The organism is Cupriavidus sp. FW216-B1, from assembly GCF_058789195.1.
On sequence record NZ_JBYTEL010000006.1, the window covers coordinates 248,084 to 272,259 of the forward strand.

At 71.9% G+C, this 24,176-nt stretch carries 19 protein-coding genes; 16 read left to right on the top strand and 3 right to left on the bottom strand.

Translation table 11 applies throughout. The features are described from left to right. Positions 1 to 237 precede the first annotated feature (237 nt). The 6 genes from AC3WXD_RS15585 (at position 238) to AC3WXD_RS15610 (ending at position 8,135) form a co-directional block, all read left to right on the top strand. Entirely contained in the window at positions 238 to 1,548 is a 1,311-nt protein-coding gene (locus AC3WXD_RS15585) for a dicarboxylate/amino acid:cation symporter (RefSeq protein ID WP_492324120.1), read from the top strand. A 207-nt stretch (positions 1,549 to 1,755) separates the two neighbouring features. Beyond that, the gene (locus tag AC3WXD_RS15590) at positions 1,756 to 3,717 is read left to right on the top strand and encodes a sensor histidine kinase (protein ID WP_492324121.1); all 1,962 of its coding nucleotides are present in this window, start codon (positions 1,756 to 1,758) and stop codon (positions 3,715 to 3,717) included. Beyond that, complete coding sequence (locus AC3WXD_RS15595; RefSeq protein ID WP_492324122.1) at positions 3,707 to 5,029, top strand: sigma-54-dependent transcriptional regulator; 1,323 nt, start codon at positions 3,707 to 3,709, stop codon at positions 5,027 to 5,029. The genes AC3WXD_RS15590 and AC3WXD_RS15595 overlap by 11 nt, the downstream gene beginning before the upstream one ends. A 336-nt stretch (positions 5,030 to 5,365) precedes the next feature. Beyond that, the gene (locus tag AC3WXD_RS15600; protein ID WP_020205648.1) at positions 5,366 to 5,932 is read left to right on the top strand and encodes an LbetaH domain-containing protein; all 567 of its coding nucleotides are present in this window, start codon (positions 5,366 to 5,368) and stop codon (positions 5,930 to 5,932) included. Then, on the top strand, positions 5,913 to 6,968 hold the full coding sequence (locus tag AC3WXD_RS15605) for a glycosyltransferase family 2 protein (protein WP_492324123.1): 1,056 nt from the start codon (positions 5,913 to 5,915) through the stop codon (positions 6,966 to 6,968). Before AC3WXD_RS15600 ends, AC3WXD_RS15605 begins: the two co-directional genes overlap by 20 nt. Before the next feature lie 564 nt (positions 6,969 to 7,532). Beyond that, complete coding sequence (locus AC3WXD_RS15610; RefSeq protein WP_020205646.1) at positions 7,533 to 8,135, top strand: helix-turn-helix domain-containing protein; 603 nt, start codon at positions 7,533 to 7,535, stop codon at positions 8,133 to 8,135. A gap of 46 nt (positions 8,136 to 8,181) precedes the next feature. Here AC3WXD_RS15610 and ocd read toward each other — a convergent pair whose 3' ends face one another. Next, positions 8,182 to 9,258, bottom strand: coding sequence for an ornithine cyclodeaminase (gene ocd, locus AC3WXD_RS15615; protein ID WP_492324124.1), 1,077 nt, complete (start codon positions 9,256 to 9,258; stop codon positions 8,182 to 8,184). Between the two features lie 40 nt (positions 9,259 to 9,298). Then, on the bottom strand, positions 9,299 to 10,198 hold the full coding sequence (locus AC3WXD_RS15620; RefSeq protein WP_492324125.1) for a dimethylarginine dimethylaminohydrolase family protein: 900 nt from the start codon (positions 10,196 to 10,198) through the stop codon (positions 9,299 to 9,301). Between the two features lie 205 nt (positions 10,199 to 10,403). Between AC3WXD_RS15620 and AC3WXD_RS15625 the strand changes: the two genes are divergently transcribed. The 7 genes from AC3WXD_RS15625 to AC3WXD_RS15655 all read left to right on the top strand — a co-directional run bounded on the left by AC3WXD_RS15625 (position 10,404) and on the right by AC3WXD_RS15655 (position 18,925). Then, complete coding sequence (locus AC3WXD_RS15625; protein WP_020205643.1) at positions 10,404 to 10,826, top strand: Lrp/AsnC family transcriptional regulator; 423 nt, start codon at positions 10,404 to 10,406, stop codon at positions 10,824 to 10,826. A 632-nt stretch (positions 10,827 to 11,458) separates the two neighbouring features. Continuing rightward, positions 11,459 to 13,774 carry a catecholate siderophore receptor Fiu gene (locus AC3WXD_RS15630; protein ID WP_020205642.1) on the top strand — a complete coding sequence of 772 codons (2,316 nt, stop codon included), beginning with the start codon at positions 11,459 to 11,461 and terminating at the stop codon, positions 13,772 to 13,774. Positions 13,775 to 13,842: 68 nt separating this feature from the next. Next, positions 13,843 to 14,529, top strand: a complete 687-nt coding sequence (locus tag AC3WXD_RS15635) for a Fe2+-dependent dioxygenase (RefSeq protein WP_020205641.1) — start codon at positions 13,843 to 13,845, stop codon at positions 14,527 to 14,529. Between the two features lie 56 nt (positions 14,530 to 14,585). Then, positions 14,586 to 14,990, top strand: coding sequence for a Fur family transcriptional regulator (locus tag AC3WXD_RS15640; RefSeq protein ID WP_020205640.1), 405 nt, complete (start codon positions 14,586 to 14,588; stop codon positions 14,988 to 14,990). A gap of 220 nt (positions 14,991 to 15,210) precedes the next feature. After that, positions 15,211 to 16,875, top strand: a complete 1,665-nt coding sequence (locus AC3WXD_RS15645; RefSeq protein ID WP_492324126.1) for a CHASE2 domain-containing protein — start codon at positions 15,211 to 15,213, stop codon at positions 16,873 to 16,875. Positions 16,876 to 16,880: 5 nt separating this feature from the next. Then, positions 16,881 to 17,285, top strand: coding sequence for a hypothetical protein (locus AC3WXD_RS15650; protein WP_059410693.1), 405 nt, complete (start codon positions 16,881 to 16,883; stop codon positions 17,283 to 17,285). A gap of 5 nt (positions 17,286 to 17,290) precedes the next feature. Further along, positions 17,291 to 18,925 (top strand): M48 family metalloprotease, encoded by a 1,635-nt coding sequence (locus AC3WXD_RS15655; RefSeq protein WP_492324127.1) that lies wholly within the window; start codon positions 17,291 to 17,293, stop codon positions 18,923 to 18,925. Here the strand turns inward: AC3WXD_RS15655 and AC3WXD_RS15660 are convergent. Further along, positions 18,912 to 20,678, bottom strand: a complete 1,767-nt coding sequence (locus tag AC3WXD_RS15660; protein ID WP_492324128.1) for a chloride channel protein — start codon at positions 20,676 to 20,678, stop codon at positions 18,912 to 18,914. The genes AC3WXD_RS15655 and AC3WXD_RS15660 overlap by 14 nt on opposite strands. Positions 20,679 to 20,878: 200 nt before the next feature. On the opposite strand from AC3WXD_RS15660, the gene AC3WXD_RS15665 reads away from it, so the two are divergent. The 3 genes from AC3WXD_RS15665 to AC3WXD_RS15675 all read left to right on the top strand — a co-directional run bounded on the left by AC3WXD_RS15665 (position 20,879) and on the right by AC3WXD_RS15675 (position 24,118). Continuing rightward, a complete protein-coding gene (locus AC3WXD_RS15665; protein ID WP_492324129.1) occupies positions 20,879 to 22,096 on the top strand; it encodes an HPP family protein in 1,218 nt (405 codons plus the stop codon). 235 nt (positions 22,097 to 22,331) lie between these two features. After that, positions 22,332 to 23,453, top strand: coding sequence for an AI-2E family transporter (locus AC3WXD_RS15670; protein WP_020205634.1), 1,122 nt, complete (start codon positions 22,332 to 22,334; stop codon positions 23,451 to 23,453). Further along, positions 23,450 to 24,118: a paraquat-inducible protein A gene (locus tag AC3WXD_RS15675; protein WP_492324130.1), complete on the top strand. Its 669-nt coding sequence runs from the start codon at positions 23,450 to 23,452 to the stop codon at positions 24,116 to 24,118. Before AC3WXD_RS15670 ends, AC3WXD_RS15675 begins: the two co-directional genes overlap by 4 nt. The last annotated feature ends 58 nt before the right edge of the window (positions 24,119 to 24,176 follow it).

Here is a 24,176-nt window from a genome sequence, read left to right on the forward strand (position 1 = left end):
GGCGGGGGGGGGGCCCCCGGTGCCCCCCCCCCCCCCCCCCCCCCCCCCCCCCCCCGCGCCCACACAACAACGGAGGAAACAATGACCGCGCCCGCCTTGCCATCCCCGCCTCGCTGACGTCCCCCGGCCCAGGCCGCGCGACGCCGCCCCCGGGGTCGACGCGCCAGGCCCGAAGCCTGCCAGTCCCCGCATAAAACAACCGCCCGGCGAGCCGCCGGGCGCACGGCCCGACTTCTGATGAAACTGAACCGACTGCCCACCCTGATTTTCATTGCGATGCTGCTCGGCGTGCTGGCCGGCGCGGCAGCCAACCACCTCGCGCCGGACCCCGCCGCCGCCAAGTCCATCGCCGGCTACCTGTCCATCCTCACCGACGTGTTCCTGCGCATGATCAAGATGATCATCGGGCCGCTGGTGTTCGCCACGCTGGTCAGCGGCATCGCCGGCATGGGCGACGGCCGCGCCGTGGGCCGCATCGGCCTGAAGGCGATGGCGTGGTTCCTCGCCGCCTCGATCACCTCGCTGCTGCTGGGGCTGGTCATGGCCAACCTGCTGGCGCCGGGCCAGGGCATGAACCTGGCGCTGCCACCGGCGGACGCCGCCTCCAACCTGAAGACCGGCGCGCTGAGCCTGGGCGACTTCGTCACCCACATGTTCCCGAGGAGCTTCGTCGAGGCGATGGCCACCAACGAGATCCTGCAGATCGTGGTGTTCTCGCTGTTCTTCGGCTTCGCGCTGGGCACCGTCAAGGACGGCGCGGGCAAGCCCCTGCTGGCCGCCATCGACGGCCTCGGCCACGTCATGCTCAAGGTCACCAACTACGTGATGGCGTTCGCGCCGGTGGGCGTGTTCGGCGCCATCGCCGCGGTCATCACCGCCGAGGGCCTGGGCGTGCTGGTGGTCTACGCCAAGCTGCTCGGCAGCGTCTACCTGTCGCTGGCGCTGCTGTGGGCGGCGCTGATCGCCGGGGGCTACTTCTTCCTGGGCCGCGACGTGTTCCGCCTGCTCGGGATGGTGCGCGCGCCGCTGATGATCGGCTTCGCCACGGCCAGCAGCGAATCGGCCTACCCCAAGGTGATCGAGCAGCTCGGCCGCTTCGGCGTCAAGGAGCGCATCACCGGTTTCGTGCTGCCGCTGGGCTACTCGTTCAACCTCGACGGCTCGATCATGTACAGCTCGTTCGCCGCGCTGTTCGTGGCGCAGGTGTACGGCATCCACCTCTCGCTCGCGCAGCAGATCACCATGCTGCTGGTGCTGCTGGTCACCAGCAAGGGCATCGCCGGCGTGCCGCGCGCGGCGCTGGTGGTGGTGGCCGCCGTGCTGCCGATGTTCGGCCTGCCCGAGGCGGGCATCCTGCTGGTGCTGGGCATCGACCACGTGCTCGACATGGGCCGCACCGTCACCAATGTGCTTGGCAACGCCATTGCCACCGCCGTCGTCGCCAAAAGCGAAGGCGCCATCGGCGCGCCGGTGCCCGAAGAAGCGGACGACCCCGCTGCCGACGGCAACCGCGGCCTGACACCCGTTCAGGTCCTGGCCGGCAAGTAACACCGCCAGCGCGCCAGGGCCCGGCCGCCGATCAGGCGGCCGGGCCCTTTTTGTTTTGCGGCCGGCGCCGCGCGTTGTGGTAAAAGACGGGGTTGCTGCGGGCGGCGCCGTTGCGGTGCCATGCCGGCGGCACATTTGGCCCGACCACACGCCACCCCTGCCATCCATCGCCATCCGCAGCACACGCAAGCCTTCCCCGCCCGCTCCATGACCGGCCCGTTCCGTTCGCACGCCACCCCGCCCGCCAGCCCGCGCGACACCGCGCAGGACGCCTGCGCCAGCTACGGCCGCGCCGGCCGCCTGCGCCGCTGGGTGCCGCCGCTCGCCATGCTGGCGCTGGCGATGCTGGTCGGGCTGGCCGGCGCGCTGGGCTACCGCTACAGCTACGACGCCGCGCTGGCGCGCCAGGGCGAGCGCGGCCAGGTGCAGCTGCGCCTGTACAGCCAGGCGCTGTCGAGCGAGCTGGCCCGCTACGACTACGTGCCCAGCCTGCTGTCGCTCGAAGACAAGATCGCCGCGCTGCTGGCCAACCCGGACGACCCGGCCCGGGTCGAGGCGGCCAACCAGTACCTGGCCGCGCTCAACGCGCGCGCCGGCACGCGCGCGGTGTTCGTGCTCGACGCGCGCGGCCGCGTGCGCGCGGCCAGCAACTACCAGCGCCCCGACAGCTACATGGGCGAGGACCTCAGCTTCCGCCCGTATTTCGGCGACGCCGCCGACGGCCAGCTCGGCCGCTTCTACGGCGTCGGCACCACGCGCAGCGAGCCCGGCTACTACCTGTCCGCGCCGCTCGGCGACCGCCACAAGCCGCGCGGCGTGGCGGTGGTCAAGGTCGGCCTGGAGCCGCTCGAGAACCGCTGGCAGGGCGCCGACGCGCAGATGCTGCTGACCGACGAGAACGGCGTGGTGATCCTGGCCTCGGACCCGTCGCTCAAGCTCGCCGCGCTCAGGCCGCTGTCGGCCGAGCAGCGCGTCCGCCTGCAGCGCAGCCTCCAGTACAACCGCGCCCCGCTGCCGCAGCTCGAACTGGCGCCGGTGCGCAAGCTGTCCGACAGCGACGCGCTGGTGCGCCTGCGGCGCGGCCCGCCGATGCTGGCGCAGAACGCGGAGCTGGTCGGCACCGACTGGCAGCTCACGCTGCTTACCAACACCTCCCAGGCGCGCCTGGCCGCGCTCAACACCGCCGCGCTGGCGGGCGTGCTGACCGCCTTCGTGCTACTGCTGGCGGCGGCCTGGAACGTGCGCCGGCGCATCGCCGGCGAGCGGCTGGCCGCGCGCGCCGCGCTCGAGGCCGCCAACAGCGAGCTGGAGCGCAAGGTGGCCGAGCGCACCGCCGACCTGTCGGCCGCCAACCAGCAACTGCAGGCCGAGGTGGCCGAGCGCATCCGCGCCGAGGCCACCCTGCGCCAGGCCCAGGACGGCCTGCTGCAGGCCGGCAAGCTGGCCGCCGTGGGGCAGATGTCCACCGGCATCGCCCACGAGCTCAACCAGCCGCTGGCGGCGCTGCGCACGCTCTCCGGCAACACGCAGAAATTCCTCGCGCGCGGCGACAATGCCACCGCGCAGGCCAACCTCGCCACCATCATCGGCCTGGTCGAGCGCATGGGCCGCATCACCGGCGCGCTCCGGTCGTTCGCGCGCAAGCCCGGCCAGGGCGGGCGCACCGCGCGGCTGGACGAGGCGCTCGACAACGCGCTGTTCCTGCTCGACACGCGCCTGCAGGCCATGCGCCCGGAACTGCGCCGCCAGCTCGAGCCCGGCCTGGTGCTGGCCTGCGACCCCAACCGCCTGGAGCAGGTGCTGGTCAACCTGATCGGCAACGCGCTCGACGCGATGGCCGCCACCGCCGCGCCGGTGCTGGAGATTCGCGCCCACCTGGCCGGCGACAAGCTGCGCCTGACCGTCCGCGACAACGGCCCGGGCCTGTCCCAGGAAGCCTTCGCGCGCCTGTTCGAGCCGTTCTTCACCACCAAGCCGGCCGGCCAGGGGCTGGGGCTGGGCCTGACGCTGTCGGCCGGCATCCTGGACGAGTTCGGCGGCAGCCTCGACGCCAGCAACCATCCCGACGGCGGCGCCTGCTTCACGCTGGTGCTGCCGCTGGCGCGGCCCGGGGCCGGACCGGGCTGCCCGGGTGGCCAGCCAGGCAAGGAAACCGCACATGACGACTAGCCCGCTCACCGTACTGATCGTCGAGGACGACCCGGACGTGCGCCTGGGCTGCGAGCAGGCGCTGCGGCTCGAAGGCATCGCCACGCGCGCGGCCGGCAGCGCCGAGGCGGCCCTGCGCGAAGCCGGCGCGGGCTTCGCCGGCGTGGTGGTCAGCGACATCCGCCTGCCCGGCATGGACGGCATGGCGCTGCTGCGCGAGCTCCGCGCGCGCGACGCCACGCTGCCGGTGGTGATGGTGACCGGCCACGGCGACGTCAGCCTGGCGGTGCAGGCCATGAAGGACGGCGCCTACGACTTCCTCGAGAAGCCGTTCTCGCCCGAGCAGCTGGTGGAGGTGGCGCGGCGCGCGCTGGAGCAGCGCCGCCTGGTGCTGGAGGTGGCCGACCTGCGCCGCAGGCTGGCCGGGCGCGACACGCTCGAGGCGCGCCTGACCGGCCATTCGCCGGCCATCGAGCGGCTGCGCCGCCTGATCGCCGACTTGGCCGACACCGCCGCCAACGTGCTGATCCACGGCGAGACCGGCACCGGCAAGGAGCTGGTGGCGCGCTGCCTGCACGAAGCCAGCGCGCGCCACGCGCGGCATTTCGTGCCGATCAACTGCGGCGGGCTGCCCGAGCAGCTGTTCGAAAGCGAGATCTTCGGCCACGAGGCCGGCTCCTTCACCGGCGCGGCGCGCCGGCGCATCGGCAAGATCGAGCACGCCGAGGGCGGCACGCTGTTCCTCGACGAGATCGAGAGCATGCCGATGCCGATGCAGATCAAGCTGCTGCGCGTGCTGCAGGAGCGCGTGGTGGAGCGGCTCGGCTCCAACACCCCGGTGCCGGTCAACACGCGCGTGGTGGCGGCCACCAAGTCCGACCTCAAGGCGCTGTCGGAGGCCGGCCAGTTCCGCGCCGACCTCTATTACCGGCTCAACGTGGTCACGCTGGAACTGCCGCCGCTGCGCGAGCGCCGCGAGGACGTGCCACCGCTGTTCGAGCATTTCGTGGCGCAGGCCGCGCTGCGCTTCGAGCGCGAGGCGCTGCCGGCGAGCCGCGCCGAGATGGCCGCGCTGATGGCCTACCAATGGCCCGGCAACGTGCGCGAGCTGCGCAACCTCGCCGAGCGCCACGTGCTCGGGCTCGGCTGCAACCCGGGCCAGGGCACCGCCGCGCCGGCCGCGCTGCCGCTGGCGCAGGCCGTCGAGCAGTTCGAGCGCGCGCTGGTGGCCGACGCCATGCGCCGCCACGACGGCAACCTGAGCCGCGCCAGCGAGGCGCTCGGCATCGCCAAGACCACCTTGTTCGACAAGGTGAAGAAGTACCGGCTCTGAGCCGCGCGGCGGCGCGCCCGCCGACTGCCGCGCCGCCGCCCGCCCTTCCCCCTTCCCGTTCGTCCTTCCCGTTCGTCCTTCCCCTTCGTCCGTCCCCTTCGTCCGTCCCTTTCGTCCTTCCCCCGCTGCGCCGCGGGCCGGCCCGCGCCGCGCCGCCGCGCGCGCTGTGTGAGGTGCCGCACCGAAGCGCGCCGGCCGGCGCGCCACCATGAGCTCACCCCTTCCCGCGCGCCCCGCGTCCTCCCGGCGCCAGGCGCGGCCGGTGCGGGACCAAGCCCGGCCGCCGGCCGGGGCGCGCGCGCGTGCCGCGGCCGCCAACCATCGAGCGCAACGACGATGATCCTGCAAGGCAACGACCCGACCACCGGCGCCTCGTTCACGCTGGGCAACCGGCTCCAGCGCCAGCTCTGGCAGTGCGTCTGGCTGTGCCTGTTCCGGCCCAGCCCGCGCCCGCTGCACGCGTGGCGCGCGGCGCTGCTGCGGCTGTTCGGCGCGCGCCTCGGGCCGCATGTGCACATCTACCCGGACGTGAAAATCTGGGCGCCGTGGCAACTGAGCGTGGGCGGCCACAGCGGCGTGGCCGACGGCGTCACGCTCTACAACATGGCGCCGATCGAGATCGGCGCCCACTGCGTGGTCTCGCAGGGCGCGCACCTGTGCACCGGCAGCCACGACTACAACAGCGCCAATTTCCAGTTGGTGGCGCATCCCATCGTGCTGGCATCGCACGTGTGGATCTGCGCCGAGGCCTTCGTCTCGCCGGGCGTGTCCCTGGCCGAAGGCGCGGTGGTCGCGCCGCGCGCCGTGGTGACGCGGAGCCTGCGCGCGCCCTGGACCGTCTACGCCGGCGTCCCGGCCCGGCCCATCAGCACGAGGACAAGACATGGCACAGCCCCAGCCTAGTCCGGCCAGCGCGGCCGGCCAGATGCAGCCGCGGCACGCCGCGCCCGGCGTCTCGGTGCTGATCCTCACGCGCAACGAGGAGCAGGACCTGCCGGGCTGCCTGCAGAGCGTGGCGTGGTCCGACGACATCCACGTCTACGACTCCATGAGCACCGATGCCACCGTGCAGATCGCCCGGCGCTTCGGCGCCCACGTCACGCAGCGGCCGTTCGACAACTGGGCCAGCCACCAGAACTGGGGCCTGCGCCATATCCGCTTCCGCCATCCCTGGGTGTTCTACATCGACGCCGACGAGCGCATGACGCCCGCGCTGGTCGAGCAGGTGTGCGCCGCCGCGCGCGGCGCGCGCGACGAGGTGGCCTACCGCGTGCAGCGGCGCGACTTCTTCCTCGGCACCTGGCTGCGCCACGTGCAGGCCGCGCCGTTCTACCTGCGCCTGTTCCGGCCCGAGCGCATGCGCTACGAACGGCTGGTCAATCCCACCTCGATCCCCGACGGTCCGGTCGGCGAACTGTCCGGCTATCTCGACCACTTTCCCTTCAGCAAGGGCCTGAGCCACTGGATCGCGCGCCACAACGGCTACAGCAGCCTGGAGGCGCAGCAGACCATCGACAACCGGCGCGGCAAGGCGGACTTCAGCCTGCGCGAGGCGCTGTTCGCGCGCGACTTCCACCGCCGGCGCGCGCACCAGAAGGAACTGTTCTTCCGCCTGCCGCTGCGCCCGCTGGCCAAGTTCCTGCTGCTCTACCTGGGCAAGCGCGGCTTCCTCGACGGCCGCGCCGGGCTGACCTACGCGATCCTGCAATCGATCTACGAATACTTCATCGTCATCAAGACGCGCGAACTCAGGGCGCAGGCCACGGCCGCGGCCGCCACCGCGGACGGCGACCCGGCCGCGCCGGACCTGGTGCCGTGCAGCGAGCCCGCGCTGGCCGCCGACCTCGCCAGGCTGCCCGCCGCCGCGCCCGCTGCGATGCCCGCTGCGATGCCGGCCGCGCTGCCCGTGCTCGAGACCGCCGGCTCCGGGCCGGCCTAGCGCCGGCGCCGCCCCCCTCATGCCCGCCGCCGGCCACGCCGGCGCGCGCGGACGCAAGCCATCTGCCGCGCGGCGCGCGGGCGGGCGTCCCGCGCGCGCCGCCGGCTGCCCTTCGCGCACCGCGACGGGGCATCCTGGGTGCAGGGTAGACCCCGCTTCAGATGTCTGCATTGTTTGCGATAAATTCCGCTGGCCGCGTGTCTGCCAGAACGCGACAATATGCGTTTAAAGACAGAAGTGGGAGCGTTCGAGGCGTTTTCGAAATATTTGCCACCCCCGGTGGCAGCGTATGTTCGATAACGCATATGATTGGAAACCGGCATTCTTCCCTTGGAAGAAGAAGGCACCTGTGACGCAAGATCACGTCCTTGCATGGCTGCGGAGCACCTCCGCTTCCGGCGCCCGGGTTATCGGGCAGGTCATGCAAGAGGCTCAGGGTGCCGGCACGCCATGCGTCGTTGCGCTTTTTTTACGCGCGGCCGGAATCCAAACCAGCGCGGGAGGCACGCGCTGTCACTGCCAGTCGCACCGCAGTGCGGAGTTTTCTTGTTAACGGGTGAACGGATGAAACTGGATTCAGAACTGGCTGAAAAGCCTTACTACAGCACGCGTACCGCCGCCAAGCTGCTCAATGTCTCGTTGGGCACTGTACAGAAGATGGTGGAGCGCGGCGAACTCGGTGCCTGGAAGACCAACGGGGGCCACCGCCGCATTCACAAGGAGACCGTGCACCGGCTGCTGGCCACGCGCGTCGGCCAGGACCTGCCGTCGGTGCACGAGCTCGATCTCGTGGTGTTCCACCCCAACCACCAGGAAGCCCAGCGCATCCACGCGCAACTGGGCAAGTGGGGCCTGCCGCTGAAGAGCGTGGTGGTGGAGGACGTGGTGGACACGATCATCACGTCGGTCAGCTCGCACCCGCGCGTGGTGCTCTACTACGTGGAGGAACTGAGCGACGCCGAGTCGGCCACCATCGAGAAGCTGCAGAACTTCTTCGCGCGCCAGAACGTCATCTTCGCCGTGATCACCAACCGCCAGGCCTACGACGGCGTGGCCGACGCCCTGCAGCACTGGGGCATCATGGTCTTCCTGAAGACGCCGTCGCTCGAAGAGGTCAAGGGCTTCCTGCGCGCACAGCTGATGATGACGCGCGGCGCGGCCGGCTGAGCCCCGCGGGCATCCGCCGGCACGGGGGGCCGATGCCGATGCCGGCTCACGCCGGCTCCGCCTCCGCCGCGCGCGCGGGCAGCGGCGCGGCCGCCGCCATCATCCAGCCGTAGAGATCGCGCGGGTCGGGCGGCGTGGCCACCAGCTCCACGTGGCTGCCGCGGTGCCGCGCGTGGGCCGCGGCATGGAGCCAGCGCAGCGCGGCGTAGTCCTCCAGCGCGAACCCGACCGAATCGAACACCGTCACCTCGTGCGCGCCGCCGCGCCCCGACGCGCGCCCGGCCAGCACTTCCCACAGCTCCGTGACCGGCCAGTCGGCCGGCAACTGCTGGATCTCGCCCTCGATGCGCGTCTGCGGCGCGTATTCCACCACGATGCGCGCCGCGCGCAGGATGTCCGCGTGCAGCTCGGTCTTGCCCGGGCAGTCGCCGCCCACCGCGTTGATGTGCACGCCCGGCGCCACCATCTCCGGCGTCAGGATGGTGGCGCGTGTCTTGTCCGCGGTCACGGTGCTGACGATGTCGGCGCCGTCCACCGCGGCGCGCGCCGATGCCGCCGCCACCACCCTCAGGCCCGGTATCCCGTCGAGGTTGCGCGCCAGCCGCGCGGTCGCGGCCGGGTCGATGTCGAACGCGCGGATCTCGCGGATGCCGAGCATGGCGTGAAAGGCCAGCGCCTGGAACTCGGCCTGCGCGCCATTGCCGATCAGCGCCATGACCCTGGCGCCGGGCCGCGCCATCGCGTGCGCGGCCAGCGCCGAGGTGGCCGCGGTGCGCAGCGCGGTGGCCAGCGTCAGGTCGGCCAGCAGCAGCGGAAAGCCGCTCGCCACCTCGGCCAGCACGCCGAAGGCCATCACCGTGGGCATGGCCGCCAGCGCGTTGCGCGGATGGCCGTTGACGTACTTGAACGCATACTGCACGCCGTCGCTGGCCGGCATCAGCTCGATCACGCCGCCCGGCGAATGCGAGGCCAGCCGCGCCGATTTCTCGAACGCGTCCCAGCGCAGGAAATCCTGGCGGATGTGATGGGCCATCTGCGCGATGGCGCTGGCGACGCCGGTCTCGCGCACCAGCGCGGCCACGTCGCCGGCATCCAGGAAGCGGGTCAAGGCGATCTCTCTCATGATGTTCCCCCGTTGAATGGCGTGCGCGCCCGGCCGGCGCTCACGCGGCGGCCGGCGCCGCGCGCGTGCCGGCGGTGGCCTGCGCCGCGGCGCTGGTGCGGTCCAGCCGCAGCGTCATGCAGTACGCGCCGCCGCCCGACAGCATGAACGGCGACAGGTCGACCTCGCGCAGGTGGTAGCCGCGCTGGCCCAGCTCGGCGCGCAGGTGCGGCGTGGTGCGCGTCATCACGATCTGGTCGTGCAGGTTGACGGCGTTGACGCTGAAGTGGCGCAGGTCGTCCTCGCTGGCCTCGATGCGCTGGCTGGCCGGCACGCGCCCGCGCAGCGTGCGCAGCGCCTGCGGCGTGAAGGCCGGCGGGTAGTACAGGATCTCGCCGCCCGACAGCGGGCAGAAGCACACGTCGAGGTGATAGCTCTGCTCGGTGGCCAGCTCCAGCGCCACCACCTCGCGGCCGAAGCGCTGCGCCATCACGTCGGCCGCGGCGCGCGTCGAGCGCGGGCCGAAGCCGGCCCAGAAATGGCCGCGCACCGCGTCCCAGATGCAGTCGCCCGCGCCCTCCTGGAAACAGCCTTCGGGCAGCACGCTCACCGCGTCGATCAGGCCGCGCTCGCGCAGGCCCTCGAAGATGCGCGCGAACGGCGCTTCCTCGCCGGCGCGCTCGGGATGGCGGAAGCGCGCCAGCACCGCGTGGCCGTCCAGCACCACCGCCGCGTTGGCCGGGAACACCATGTCGGGCAGGCCCGCCGTGCCGGGCGCGGTCTCCACCGCGAAGCCCGACGCGCGCAGCGCGGCGTGGAGCGCCTCGAACGAGCGCACCGCGTGCTGGTGCATGCCGCGCGGATCGCGCGCCCAGAGGCCCGGGTCCATCCACGGGTTGATGCTGTAGGACACGTCGTAGTGGGTCGGGTCGACAAGCAGGATGGTGGGCTGGTTGATCACGCTGGCTCCTTTCTGGGTGACGGCTGCGGGGGTGGAAGGTGCGTGCGGTCCGAGGACCGCGGTGACTGCATTCTGGTGCAGTGCAGCGCTAACTAAAAGGCAGCAGGTTGCGCAATCCGCCTGCTATGCTTTTCACATCGCCAGTTTCATCTGGCGAATCGCCAACCCGATCCAGGTACACCCCAGGCCACCCCCGGAAACCCGCATGGACGACACCGACCGCCAGCTTCTCGCCCTGCTGCGCGACAACGCGCGCCTGCCCGCCACCGCGCTGGCCAAGGCCCTGCGGGTGTCGCGCGCGACCGTGCAGAACCGCATCGACAGGCTGGAGAAGGAAGGGCTGATCGTCGGCTACACGGTCCGCCTCAAGCCCGAGGCCGAGGCCCACCGCATCCGCGCGTGGATGACCATCGCCGTGGAAGGCAACAAGGGCCGCCAGGTGCTGCAGGCGCTGCGCGGCGAGCCCAACGTGCAGGCCCTGCACACCACCAACGGGCGCTGGGACATCATCGCCGAGCTGCGCGCGGACACGCTCGAGGCGTTCGACCGCACGCTCGACCGCATCCGCATGATCGACGGCATCGGCGCCACCGAGACCAGCATCCTGCTGTCGAGCTACAAGCTCTGAGCGGCATGCGCTCCGGCATGCCCGCCGGGAGCGCGCGGTCCGGCGTAAACGCGCGTGACCCGGTGTAACCCCGCGTAATCCTGTGTAATCCCGGCGTGGCACCCGGCCGCGGCGCCCCGCAGCGGGCCGCCGCATCGCCTTTTCCCCCTCTCCCTCCCCCCTCCGACGACACGCGGCCAACCCGGGCGTCCCGCTTCCTGGCTGGCGCGCCGCATGGCCGCCGGGCGCCCCTCCCGGCCCGCCCAGGCGCCGCCCGGGCGGCATGTTCGGGATGCCCGCCGTGGCGTCTCCTGCCGCGCATAAGTTCAATTTATTTAAGTCTGTGTTGCAAAAAATACATTGCGGAAACTAAAATGATAATTATTTTCATTTACTTAGTGATCCATGCGCCACCAAGGGAGATCGGAGGCGGCCGCGACAGGGATCCCGCACAGCAAAAGGAGGTGCCGCCTAAACCACTTGGATCCAAATCATCCCCGTCATCACATGGCGTCGGCAGCACCGCAACGCGCGAACCTGGCAAGCGCTGCCCGGCGACATGAGCATCGGCATGGCCGCATGCATGCACTGGAACGGGTGCCCCTATGACGATCTGTATCTGCCGCGATACGGACCCATCCAAAACACAACAAATGTCTTACATCCGCAGTCGAAAATCCTCGCCCTCCGAATCCCGCACGGGTTATCCGTCGCTCGCCGGAGCCGCCGCCACCATCGCCACCGGCCTGACCCTGGGCTGCCCGCTGCCCGCCGCCGCGCAGGCCGCGGCCCCGTCGGAAGTCACGCTGCCGCCGGTGCAGGTCAGCGCCGCCTCGGGCACCTACAAGACCGATACTCTGGCCTCGCCGAAATTCACCGAGCCGCTGAAGGACACCACGCAGACCGTCACCATCATCAACCAGGAAATCATCAAGGACCAGCAGGCGACCACGCTGACGGAGGCGCTGCGCAACGTGCCCGGCGCGGGCACCTTCTTCGCCGGCGAGAACGGCAGCACCAGCACCGGCGACGCGATCTACATGCGCGGGATCGACACCTCGAACAGCATCTACGTCGACGGCATCCGCGACACGAACACCACCTACCGCGACATGTTCAACACGCAGCAGGTCGAGGTCATCAAGGGGCCGTCGGGCTCGGACTACGGCCGCAGCGCGCCGAGCGGCTCGATCAACCTGATCACCAAGCAGCCCACGCTCGACAACAGCTTCGACGCCAGCCTGAGCGCGGGCACGTCCAGCTACGCGCGCTCGACCATCGACTGGAACCGCGCGATCGGCGAAACCACCGCGTTCCGCCTGAACCTGATGGGGCACAAGGCCGACGTCGCCGGCCGCGACGAAGCCGAGAACCAGCGCTGGGGCATCGCGCCTTCGCTGGCGTTCGGCCTGAACACGCCGACCACGGTGTACATCGACTACATGCACGTGAAGCAGAACAACGTGCCGGACGGCGGCGTCTCGACCATCGGGCTGCCCGGCTACCGCGCGCCGAACGCCGCGCTGTCGCTGCTGAACACGAGCGGCAGGGTCGACACGCACAACTTCTACGGCACCGCGTCGGACCACGACGACTCGACCACGGACATGGCCACCATCCGCGTGGACCACCGCTTCAGCGACACCACCACGCTGCACAACACCACGCGCTGGGCGCAGACCAAGCAGGACTACCTGCTGACCTCGTTCATGGCCGCCGCGACCAACATCGTGACGCCCAACCCCGCCGATCCGTCGACCTGGACCATGACGCGCACGCCCAACCTGCGCGACAGCGTCAACCAGATCCTGAGCAACCAGACCAACGTCACCAGCAAGTTCGCGACCGGCAGCTTCAAGCACGACATCAGCGCCGGCGTCGAATTCACGCACGAAGAGCAGACCCTGTACGGCCACAATTCGCCGACGCTGCCCAACGTCAGCATCTACAGCCCGAACAGCAGCCTGTTCGCGACGAACTACGGCAAGAACGGCGCCGACTCCAGCGGCTCGACCAACACCGTCGCCGCCTACCTCTTCGACACGGTCGAGCTGACCGACCGCATCCAGGTCAACGGCGGGCTGCGCTGGGACCACTACAACACCCACTATTCGAGCGCCACCGCGTGCGGCGGCACCGGCCGCACCGTGGTGGCCTGCCCTGGCGGCGTCGCCGCCGGCACGCCCGTGACCACGGTCAACGCCTCGACCTCGGGCAACCTGTTCGACTGGAAGCTGGGCGCGCTGTACCGCGTGACGCCGAACGGCAACGTCTACGCCAACTACGCGGTTTCGCAGCAGCCCCCGGGCGGCGCCAACTTCGCCCTGGCCGCGGCCGGCAGCGGCAACAGCGCCAACCGCATCGACTTCTCGCCGCAGCGCGCGAAGACGGCCGAGATCGGCACCAAGTGGGAGCTGTTCGACAAGAAGCTGCTCACCTCGGCCGCGCTGTTCCGCACCGACATCACCAACGAAGTGCAGTTGCTCGACGACGGCACCTACGGGCAGATCGGCAAGAAGCGCGTGCAGGGCATCGAGCTGGGCGCGGCGGGGCAGATCACGCCGAACTGGTCGCTGACGGGCGGCTACACCCTGCAGAACGCCACCGTCGCGGCGGGCAGCGCGGTCTCGCAGGACGGCTCCAACCTGCTCTCCTACACGCCCAAGCACGCGCTCTCGCTGTGGACCACGTACAAGCTGCCGCTGGGCTTCACCATCGGCGGCGGCGCGCGCTACCTGAGCGGGCTCAAGCGCGGCACGGACGGCGCGGTCGGCACGCCGGACCACACCGATCCGTACTGGGTGTTCGACGCGATGGCCAGCTACCGCGTGTCGCGCAACCTGAGCTTCCAGGTGAACGTGTACAACATCTTCGACAAGAACTACGTCGCGTCCATCAACAAGAGCGGCTACCGGTATTTCCCGGGAGCGCCGCGCACCGCGCTGCTGACGGCTAACATCAGCTTCTGACGGCAGCCAGGCCGCCCCGCCGGCGGCCGCGCGCGGCCGGCGGGGCATCAATACAACATGTCGACATCATGATTCTCCACATCCCCGGCGTGCTGAGCGCCGCAGAAGTCCGGACCCTGCGCGGCAGGCTCGAGTCCGGCGCATGGGTGGACGGCCGCGCCACGGTCGGCACCGCCGGCGCCAGGGTGAAGAACAACCGCCAGGCCCCGGCCAATGCCCCGGCCTCGATCGAAATGGCGGGCATCGTCACCGAGGCGCTGAAGAAGAACGCCCTGTTCTTTTCCGCGGCGCTGCCGCTGCGCATCGCCCAGCCCTTGTTCAACCGCTACGACAGCGCGAATCTGGAGCACTACGGCTTCCACGTCGACGGCGCGGTGCGCGCCCACGACCACAGCCCGGGCTGGCTGCGCACCGACCTGTCGGCCACGCTGTTCCTGTGCGACCCCGAGGAATACGACGGCGGCGACCTGACCATCCGCGACACCTACGGCGTGCACGAAGTCAAGCTGCCGGCCGGCGACATGGTGCTGTACCCGTCCACCAGCGTGCACTGCGTCACCCCCGTGACCCGCGGCAGCCGCCTGTGCTCGTTCTTCTGGATGCAGAGCATGATCCGCAACGACGGCCGGCGCACGATGCTGTTCGAGCTGGACCAGGCCATCCAGTCGCTGCGGACCCGCTGCGGCGAGTCGGAAGAGCTGCTGACGCTGACCCACCACTATCACAACCTGCTGCGCGAATGGTCTGAGATCTGAGCGCCGAGCCCCTTCGGATGGCCCACGCCACGCCGCGCCCCCGCCCCCTTTCCACCATGAGCGCTTCCGAATCCGTACTCCGCGACGCCGGCCTGCGTCCCACCCTGCTGCGGCTCCAGGTCCTCGGCGCGCTGCAGCGCTGCGCCCACGCGCACCCGACCGCGGAAGCCCTCTACGTCGCCCTCCGGGACGCCGGCAACCAGGTCGGCATCGGCACCGTCTACCGCGTGCTGGGCGACATGGAGAACGCCGGCATCGTCCGGCGCAGCCAGCTCGGCCACGGCAAGTCGTTCTACGAGCTGTCCGACGGCAGCCGGCACGTCCACGTGGTCAGCATGCAGGACGGGAAGATCTTCAAGTTCGAGGACGAAGCCCTGCTCGAACGGCTGGACCGCTTCGTCGCGGAAAAAGGCTACCGCATCGTGGACCTGCAGCTCACGGTCTACGTGCAGCCCGCCTGAACCCGCGCGCGGCCCGCCTGCCCGCCTCTCGCCCTCCCGCCCTCCGATGGGGCGGCTGTCTCCCCGCAGCCACATCGGCATATGTAAGCAAATGTAATTTCGAGCTATCATGAGCGCCGGCATTTGCCACCGTTGATCCACATCTGACCTCCCCCGGGACAGCCCTGCGCGCGCGAGCCGCGCACGGCCATAGCCAGGACAAGAACAAGAACGCCGCAGGATGACCAGCTCGCCTCACCACGCCACGCCGGCGGCGCCAGCCGGCACGGGCGCGCCGCCCACCGGCCACGCCGCCGGCGCGCGGGAAGATGCCCGGCGCTACAAGCCGGCGACGCGCTTCCTGGTCTCGCTGCCGTTCGCGCTGGTGATCTCCTTCCTGATGCTGTGGGGCGTGCCCAAGGTGGTGCCCTCCAGCGACGCCATCACCCACGTCACCGCGCGCGCGCAGAGCGCGCTGGTGGGCGCCTTCTACCCCGCCGCGCGCCGCGACGACGTGACCGTGCTGCTGATCGACGACACCTCCCTGGCCGAGGCCGGCCAGGGCTGGCCGGTGCCGTACCGCACGCACGCGCGCTGGCTGTCGGTGCTGGGGCAGGCCTACAAGCCGCGCGCGATCTTCGTCGACATCACCTTCACGCAGGCGCGCGACGACGCCACGCTGCCCGCGCTGGTGCTGGCGCTGTGCCGGCTGCGCGACCGCGGCGTGCCGGTCTTCCTGGCCGCGCTGCCCGGCGCGGACGGCCGGCTGGCGCTGCGCCCGGGCCTGGCCACGCCCGCCGGCGAGGCGCCGTGCTTCACGCTGGTCGGCGTGGACTACGAGGCCGACCGCATCGACCGCCTGATCTGGAACTACCCGCTGTGGCGCGAGGCCGGCGGCCATGAAGGCAGGCACGAGAACCGGGCGCACGGCGGGGAGCGCGGCGAAGCGCACGGCGAAGCGCGCGACGAAGACAGCGCCCCGCCCGCGCGCAGCGCCGCGCTGGCGGTGGCCGAGGATGCCGCCGGCGTGAAGCTCGAGCGCGAGGAAGCGCCGATGGCGCTGGTCTGGGGCGTGGACAATGCCGGCCTGCCGCGCTTTGCCGAATGGTGCCGGCCCTATGCCGGCCCCGGCGAGGTCCTGCCGCCCGCGCTGCGCGCGCTGTGGGCCGGCGACGAGGCGCTCAAGCCGATCTGCCCCTACAGCCGCGCGCTGACCATGCGCGAGCTCAAGCCGGCCACCGAGGCGGACGCGCAGCGGCTGCGCGAGCGCATCGACGGCCGCTTCGTGCTGATCGGCACCTCGATGGCGGGCAGCAACGACCTGGTGGCGTCGCCCGTGCACGGTCCGATCCCGGGCGTGTTCATGCACGCGATGGCGCTCGACAACCTGCTGACCTACGGCGCGCGCTACAAGCGCGCGCTGGAATGGGAGATGCCGCCGCCGTGGCGCCTGGCCGTGCTGGGCCTGGTCGCGGTGGCGCTGACCCACCTGCTGCTGCACCGCCGGCGCCTGTTCGGCGGCCCGCCGCCGCGGCACGCGCGCGGGCGCTGGCGGCGCCAGCCCGGGGTATGGCTGCGCCGCCTGCGCGCGCGCCTGCGCCACGCCTGCACCACCGGCGCACGCGGCCCGCGCAACCGGCACCTGAGCGCGTTCCTGCTCGGCGCCGGCCGGGTCGGCGCGTTCCTCTCGGGGCAGGCCTGGCGCGTGGCCTATTCCACGCTGGCCATCATGCTGTTCATCGTCGGCGCTCAGTGGCTGCTCGACGTCGGCACGCTGCCCGTGGTGGACCTCGCCGCGATGGCGCTCGCCGCCGAATGGTTCGGCTGGACCCGCAAGATCACCGACATCGCGCTCGGCACCGACCCGGACGAGCCACCCCTGACCGAATCGCACCACCCGGAGTAAAAACCATGCGCCGCCTCCCGTCCCTCCGCGCCCGCCTCGCTGCCACCCTGCTCGCCCTGCTCCCGGTCCTGCCGGTCCTGCCGGCGTTGCCGGCCGGCGCCGCCACGCCGCCGTCCGACCTCGGCCAGGTCGCCGGCGCCGTCGTCAAGCCGCTGCCGCTGTACGCGCACCCCGGCGACGCCGCCGCCGCGCAGAGCGTGGCGCCGGACAACCTGCCGTGGCCCGTGCTCGAGTCGAAGGACGACTTCTACCGCGTGCGCGTGGCCGGGCACGACTACTGGGTCGACAGCATGACCGTGCGCGTCACGCGCGGCGCCAAGGCAAGCTGCGCCGGCACCGTGATGCAGGGCGGCAGCAACCACAGCCCGACCGGCTCCACCCCGGGCGCCGGCGAAGCCAACTGCCGCTGAGCGCCATGCGAGCAAGCCCGAAGCCCAGGCGCCCGCGCCGCGCGCCGGCGCGGCCTGTGCTGGCCACGCTGGCGGCGCTGGCCGCGGCATGGCTGGCCGCCGGCTGCGCCACGCTGCCCGGCGGCGACACCTTCGCCCTCAAGACCGGCGAGCTGCCGCCCGTGCCCACCGGGCGCACATGGCCCGACCCGGCCCCGGACGTGCGCAACCAGCGCGCGCGCGGCTACGGCCTGGTCGACATGCCGGAGATGCAGGCCTATCTCGACGGCCTGCTGGCCAGGGTCAAGACCGCGGCCGGCGTGCCGGACTGGCCCGGCGCGGTCTACATCACCGCCTCCGGCGACCTGCAGGCCTATTGCACCGGCAGCGGCAACATCTACCTGTCGCTGGGCTGGCTGGCCTCGGCCGAGTCGGAGGACGAGATCGTGGCGCTGCTCTCGCACGAGTACGGCCACGTCTATCTCGACTACCACCAGCTCGAAGGCGCGGCCGACGCCGCCGACAAGGTCGCCACCTGGACCACCGTGGGCGTGGTGCTGGCGCGCAAGGCCGGCAACGCCGCCGGCTGGGGCCTGGCCGACAGCGTGCTGGCCTCCTACGCGCTCGGCAAGAGCGTGCTGGTGCCGGCCTGGGGCCGCCAGCAGGAAGAGAACGCCGACCGCTTCGGCGCCACCGTGAGCCTGCGCCTGGGCTACTCGTTCACGCAGGGCTTCAAGGCCTTCCTCGAGCGCCAGGACACCTGGGAGCAGAAGAACGCCGCGCTGCGCGAGGCCCAGCAGCAGCGCCTGCTCGAGCAGGTCAAGCAGGCCGCCGCCGACAATGCGCGCAAGAAGAGCACGGCGCAGGGCAACGACGCCGTCAACCAGACCGTGCGCGAACTGGAGGCCTCGCTGGAGTCCGGCGGCGCCGGGCTGTTCCAGAACCTCGACAACGGCATGCGCGGCCTATGGGACCAGCTCACGGTGTCGCACCCGTCGACCGCGGGCCGGCTCGACTCGCTCACCGCGCAGGTCATGCCGCTGATGGCCGGCAAGCCGCGCCCGCGCCCGAGCGTGGCGCCCTGGACGCGCGCGCTGGCGCAGCGGCGCACCGCCGCCACGCTGAAGAACTACCAGCTCGCCGCCGATGCCCAGGGCGCCTTGCAGGCGCAGGACTTCGCCCGCGCGCGCAGGCTGGCGCTGGAAGCCAGCTCCGGCCCCACGGCGCGCCAGGCGCTGCCGCTGATGACGCTGAGCCTGGCCGAGCTCGGCCCCGGCGGCAACGCGCAGGGCATGCAGCGCGCCGGCGCGCTGCTGGACCGCAACCTGCAGTCCGAGCCCGACCGCAGCTGGACGGTCTACGTGACCCGCGCCAGCGGGCTGCTCGGCGCCGGCCAGGGCCGGCAGGCGGGCCAGGTGATGGAGCAGGGCCTGAGCTACTTCAGCGACGCCCCCGCGGCCTGGCCCGACGCCATCCGCTTCTACGGCCAGGCCGGCGACTGGACCCGCGCCAAGCAGCTGGCGGCGCAGTGCGCTAGCCGCTTCTCCAGCTACGCCGGCGCCTGCAACACGGCGGCGCTGACCCCGGCCGAGAAAGCGGAGATCGACCGCCGCAACGAGCAGAAGGTCAAGAGCATGATGGACCGGCTCACGAAGAAGTGACGGCGCGCGCGGGCCCGCCGCGGCCCGCGCCGCGCAGCCGCTCGCGCCGCGTTTCTTCGTCGAGCACCTGCCCGCTGGGATGCAGCAGGTCGCGCAGCGACACCACGCCCACCAGCCGCATCGACTCCGCGTCCGCCACCACCGGCAGGCGGCCCACGCCGAGCGCCGCCATGCGCCCGGCGGCGGCGCGCGCGGTATGCGCGGGCAGCAGCACCTGCTCCGCGCCCAGCGGCATCATCAGCTCGCGCCCGCGCAGCGGCGAATCCTCCCGGCCGCGCAAGGCGTTGCGCTCCAGCATGCCCGCCACGCGCCCGCCGCACACCACCGGATAGGCGCGGTGCGGCGCGTGCTCGCCGAAATGGCGCGGCCACAGCGCGCCGACCGCCTGCTCGCCGTCCACGCTCACCACCGCGGTGGTCATCAGGTCCGCCACGTGCTGGCGCTCGAGCGGGTCGACGCCGTACTCGCGGTAGACGTGCAGGCCGCGGCGCGCGATCTTCTCGGTCATGATCGAGCGCTTCATGGTCAGCACCGTGAAGCCGTGCGCCACCGCGGTGGCCAGCAGCAGCGGCAGCAGCGCCTCGCTGTCGTGGGTCAGCCCGAACGCGAACACGATCGCGGTCAGCGGCGCGCCGAGCACGCTGCCCAGCACGCCGGCCATGCACACCAGCGCCCACAGCTGCGGCGAGCCGCCGGGCAGCACCGGCCCGAGCGCCACGCCCAGCCCCGCGCCGAGCATCAGCAGCGGCGCCAGCACGCCGCCCGAGGTGCCCGAGCCGAGCGCCGCGACCCAGATCGCCGCCTTGACCGCCAGCAGGGCCAGCGCCACTTCCAGCGCCAGGCGGTTGTGCAGCAGGTCGGCGATCACGTCGTAGCCCACGCCGAGCGCGCGCGGCTCGAAGTGGCCGCCGATGCCGACCACCGCGCCGCCGATGGCGGGCCACCACATCCAGTGCAGCCCGAGCCGGGAGAACAGGTCCTCGGTGCGGTACAGCGCCAGCGTCAGCACCGCGCCGAGCACGCCGCACAGCAGCCCGGCGACCACGCACGAGCCGAGCGCCACGGCGGAGGCGGGCGGCGTCTGCATGGCGAACAGCGGGCCGGAACCGAACGCCAGCGGGCGCAGGAAACCGGCCACCGCGCACGCCAGCGCCACCGGCAGCAGGCTGCGCGGGCGCAGCTCGAACAGCAGCAGCTCCACCGCCAGCAGCACCGCCGCCACCGGCGTGCCGAAGATCGCCGTCATGCCGGCGCAGGCGCCCGCCACCAGCAGCGTCTTGCGCTCGGCGGCGGTCAGGTGCAGGTATTGCGCCAGCAGCGAGGCGATCGAGCCGCCGGTCATGATGATCGGCCCCTCGGCGCCGAACGGCCCGCCGCTGCCGATCACGATGCCCGACGAGAGCGGCTTGAGCACCGCCACGCGCGGCGACATCCGGCTCTTGCCGAACAGCACCGCCTCGATGGCCTCGGGGATGCCGTGGCCGCGGATCTTGTCGCTGCCGTAGCGCGCCATCAGCCCCACCAGCAGCCCGCCGGCCACCGGCACCAGGATCGCCCACGCGCCGGGCGCGTGCTGCGCCGGCGAGCGCTCGGCCAGCGACAGCGTCTGGAAGAAGAAGAGATTGGTGAAGAAGCGGATCAGGTTCAGCAGCAGCAGCGCCGCCGCCGTGCTGACCGCGCCGATCGGCAGCGCCAGGGCGGCCAGCAGCAGCAGGCGCCGGCTGACGGCGTAGTCGCGTTTTTCGAAGTGCATGATGGGACTCGTGGGGGCTTGCGCGGTGCGCATATGGGGTGGTGCCGTGGCCGGCGCCGCGACAGCGAAATGTATCACGTCATGATATATTTGCGCCCGGCTTGCTGCGATGCGGCCGGCGGCGGATGCGTGCCGCCGCGCCCGCGCAGCCCGCCTTGCGCCCAGTCCCGGGCCACCGAACCGAGAACCAGGCCCGCCCCATGCCGCCATCCCAGGCCCCTTCCCCGGCTGATTCCCCGGCCAATTCCCGAGCCGCTTCCGCCACGGCTTCGGCCGCCGCGTCCACCGCCGCGCCGGCCGGTTTCCCGCCCGCGCCGGCGCGCGCCTGGCTGCGCGCGTTCGTGCCCGCCCCCGTCGCCGGCAGCCGGCGCGAGCGCTTCAAGAGCTGCCTGGGCGCGCTGCTCGGCCTGCTGGCCACCGAATGGATCAGCCACCGCATGCTCGGCGGCCTCAACCCGTGGTTCGTGGCGCCGATGGGCGCCTCGGCGGTGCTGCTGTTCGCGGTGCCGGCCAGCCCGCTGGCGCAGCCGTGGTCCATCGTCGGCGGCAACCTGGTGGCGGCGCTGATCGGGGTGGCGTGCGCGCGCTGGATTCCCGACCCCGGGCTGGCCGCCGCGGCGGCGGTGGCGCTGGCCATCGCGGCGATGTTCCGGCTGCACTGCGTGCACCCGCCCAGCGGCGCGGTGGCGGTCACGGCCGTGTTCGGCGGGCCGGCCGTGGCCAAGCTCGGCTTCGGCTTCGCGGCGTTCCCGGTGGCGCTCAATTCGATGTTGCTGCTGCTGGTGGCGCTGCTGTTCAACAACGCGCTGCGGCGGCGCTACCCGCACCGCCCGGCCGAGCACGCCAATGCGCACCGCACCGCCGATCCGCCGCCGAGCGCGCGCGTGGGCTTCAGCCGCGCCGACCTGGACGCGGTGCTGCGCGCGCGCGGCGAATTCCTCGACATCGAGGAAGACGACCTGGAAGACATCCTGGTGGCCGCGCAGATGCGCGCCTACCGCCGCCGCTTCGGCGAGGTGCGCTGCGAGCACATCATGTCGCGCGACGTGGTCACGGTGCAGCCCGGCCACAGCGGCGTGCAGGCGCGCGCGCTGCTCAACCGCCACGGCCTGCGCACGCTGCCGGTGGTGGACGAGGCGCGGCGCCTGGTCGGCATGCTGGGCCTGGCCGACCTGCTGGCCGCGCGCGCCGGCGGCCAGCCGCGCGCGGGCAGCGCCGGCGACCTGATGCACACCGGCATGGCCACCGCCCGGCCGGAGCAGCCGATGGTGGAGCTGGCGCGCGCGTTCTCCGACGGCGGCCTGCACGAGATGCCGGTGGTGGACGCGCAGCGCCGGCTGCTCGGCATCGTCACGCAGTCCGACCTGATCGCGGCGCTGCTGGAGCAGGGGCCGCCGCCGGCTCACCCGCCGGCCTAGCGCCCGGCCCCGTGCCCGCCGCAGCCGCCGCGAGCCGCGGCGGCTGCGCGCCGGCCCCGCCTCCCACACTCCCACACCCCGCGCCGGCGCGCGCCCGTGCCGCGGCGCAGCAACCGCAACGCAGCATTTTTTGCCCGCGCGCGCGCCGGCATCCCCGCTATCGGGCGGGAGGGTCTATGTTTTCCTATATATTGTCGGCGTTCCCGTCACGCCGGCATGCCCGGAGATGCACCCGATGAACTCCAGCCAACTGATCGAAAAAATTGCCGCCGTCCTGGCGCTGGTCGTCCTGATCGGCGGCTCGCTGCTGGTGCTGGCGCCGTTCACCACGGCGCTGCTGTGGGCCGCCATCCTCGCGTTCAGTTCCTGGTATCCCTATTCGGTGCTGTCGCGCTGGCTGGGCAACCGCCGCAGCCTGGCCGCCATGATCTGCGTGCTGCTGGCCGCCGTGATCGTGCTAGGCCCGTTCGTCTACGCCGGCGCCAGCTTCTCGGCCCATATCGACCAGCTCTCCGGCGTGGTAGACCGCTTCATCGACAGCGGCCTGCCGGCGCTGCCGGACTGGCTAAGCGGCCTGCCCTACGTCGGCAGCTACCTGCAGACCAGCTGGGACAAGGTGATCCACGCCGACTCCGACATGGTGGCCAACCTGCGCAAGCTGATCGCGCCGGTCGGCCACGCGGTGCTGGGCGCGGGCCTGTCGATCGGCGCCGGGCTCGGGCAACTGGCGCTGTCGATCGTGCTGGCGTTCTTCTTCTATACCGGCGGCGAGTTCGCGGTGGCGTGGCTGCGCGCGGGCATGCGCCGCATCGCCGGCGAGCGCGCCGACCACCTGCTGGCGCTGGCCGGCAACACCGTCAAGGGCGTGGTCTACGGCGTGCTGGGCACGGCCTTCGTGCAGGCGCTGCTGGCCGGCATCGGCTTCTGGATCGCGGGCGTGCCGGGCGCGGCCATCCTCGGCTTCGTGACCTTCTTCCTGTCGGTGATCCCGGTCGGGCCGCCGCTGGTGTGGATCCCGGCCGCGCTGTGGCTGTACCACACCGGCGCGCTGGGCTGGGCCATCTTCATGGTGGTGTGGGGCGTGGGCGTGGTCAGCATGGCCGACAACATCATCAAGCCGCTGCTGATCAGCAAGGGCACCGACATGCCGCTGATCTGGGTCATGCTGGGCGTGTTCGGCGGCGCGCTGGCGTTCGGCTTCCTCGGCGTGTTCATCGGCCCGACGCTGCTGGCGGTGGCCTACGCGCTGCTGCGCGACTGGACCATCGGCTCGCAGCAGCTGGCCGATCCGCCGCGCGCGCTGGCGCAGGGCAAACCCATCGCCGCCGAGGACGTGGCCGGCTCCGGCAAGGCATGAGCGAAGCGCGCCGCGACGACGCCCGCCCGCAGCCGCAACCGCAGCCGCAAGATCCGGCCGCGCTCGCGCGGCTGGTGGCCTGCGAATACTGCGACGCGGTCTACCAGCGCGAGCCCCTGGCCGACGGCGAGCGCGCGCTGTGCCTGCGCTGCGGCGGCCAGCTCTACCGCGAGAGCACGCGCGCCTATGCGCGCCTGCTGCCGCTGGTGCTGGCCGCGCTGATCCTGTTCGCGGTCTCCAACGCCTATCCGATCGTCGAGATGGACCTCAAGGGCGTGCGCACCGAGACCACGCTGTGGGGCGCGGTGCAGGCGCTCTACGCCGACCACATGGAGCTGGTGGCGATGCTAGTGTTCGCCACCACCATCCTGTTCCCGCTCACCGAGATGCTGATGATGCTGTACCTGCTGGTGCCGATGGCGCGCCACCGCATGCCGGCCGGCTTCGAGCGCATCGTGCGCGGCATCCGCCAGACGCGCCCGTGGGGCATGATCGAGGTGTTCATGATCGGCGTGCTGGTCACGCTGGTGAAGCTCTCGACGATGGCCCAGGTGCTGCCGGGCGTGGCGCTGTGGTCGTTCGGCGCGCTGGTGGTGGTGCTGGCGGCGATGCTGTCGTTCGACCCGCGCAACCTGTGGGACTACCTGGACGAGGAGCCGCGATGAGCGCCGCGCCGGATTCCGCCCCCACCCCTGCCCCCGCTCCCGCGCCGCGCGGCAACGG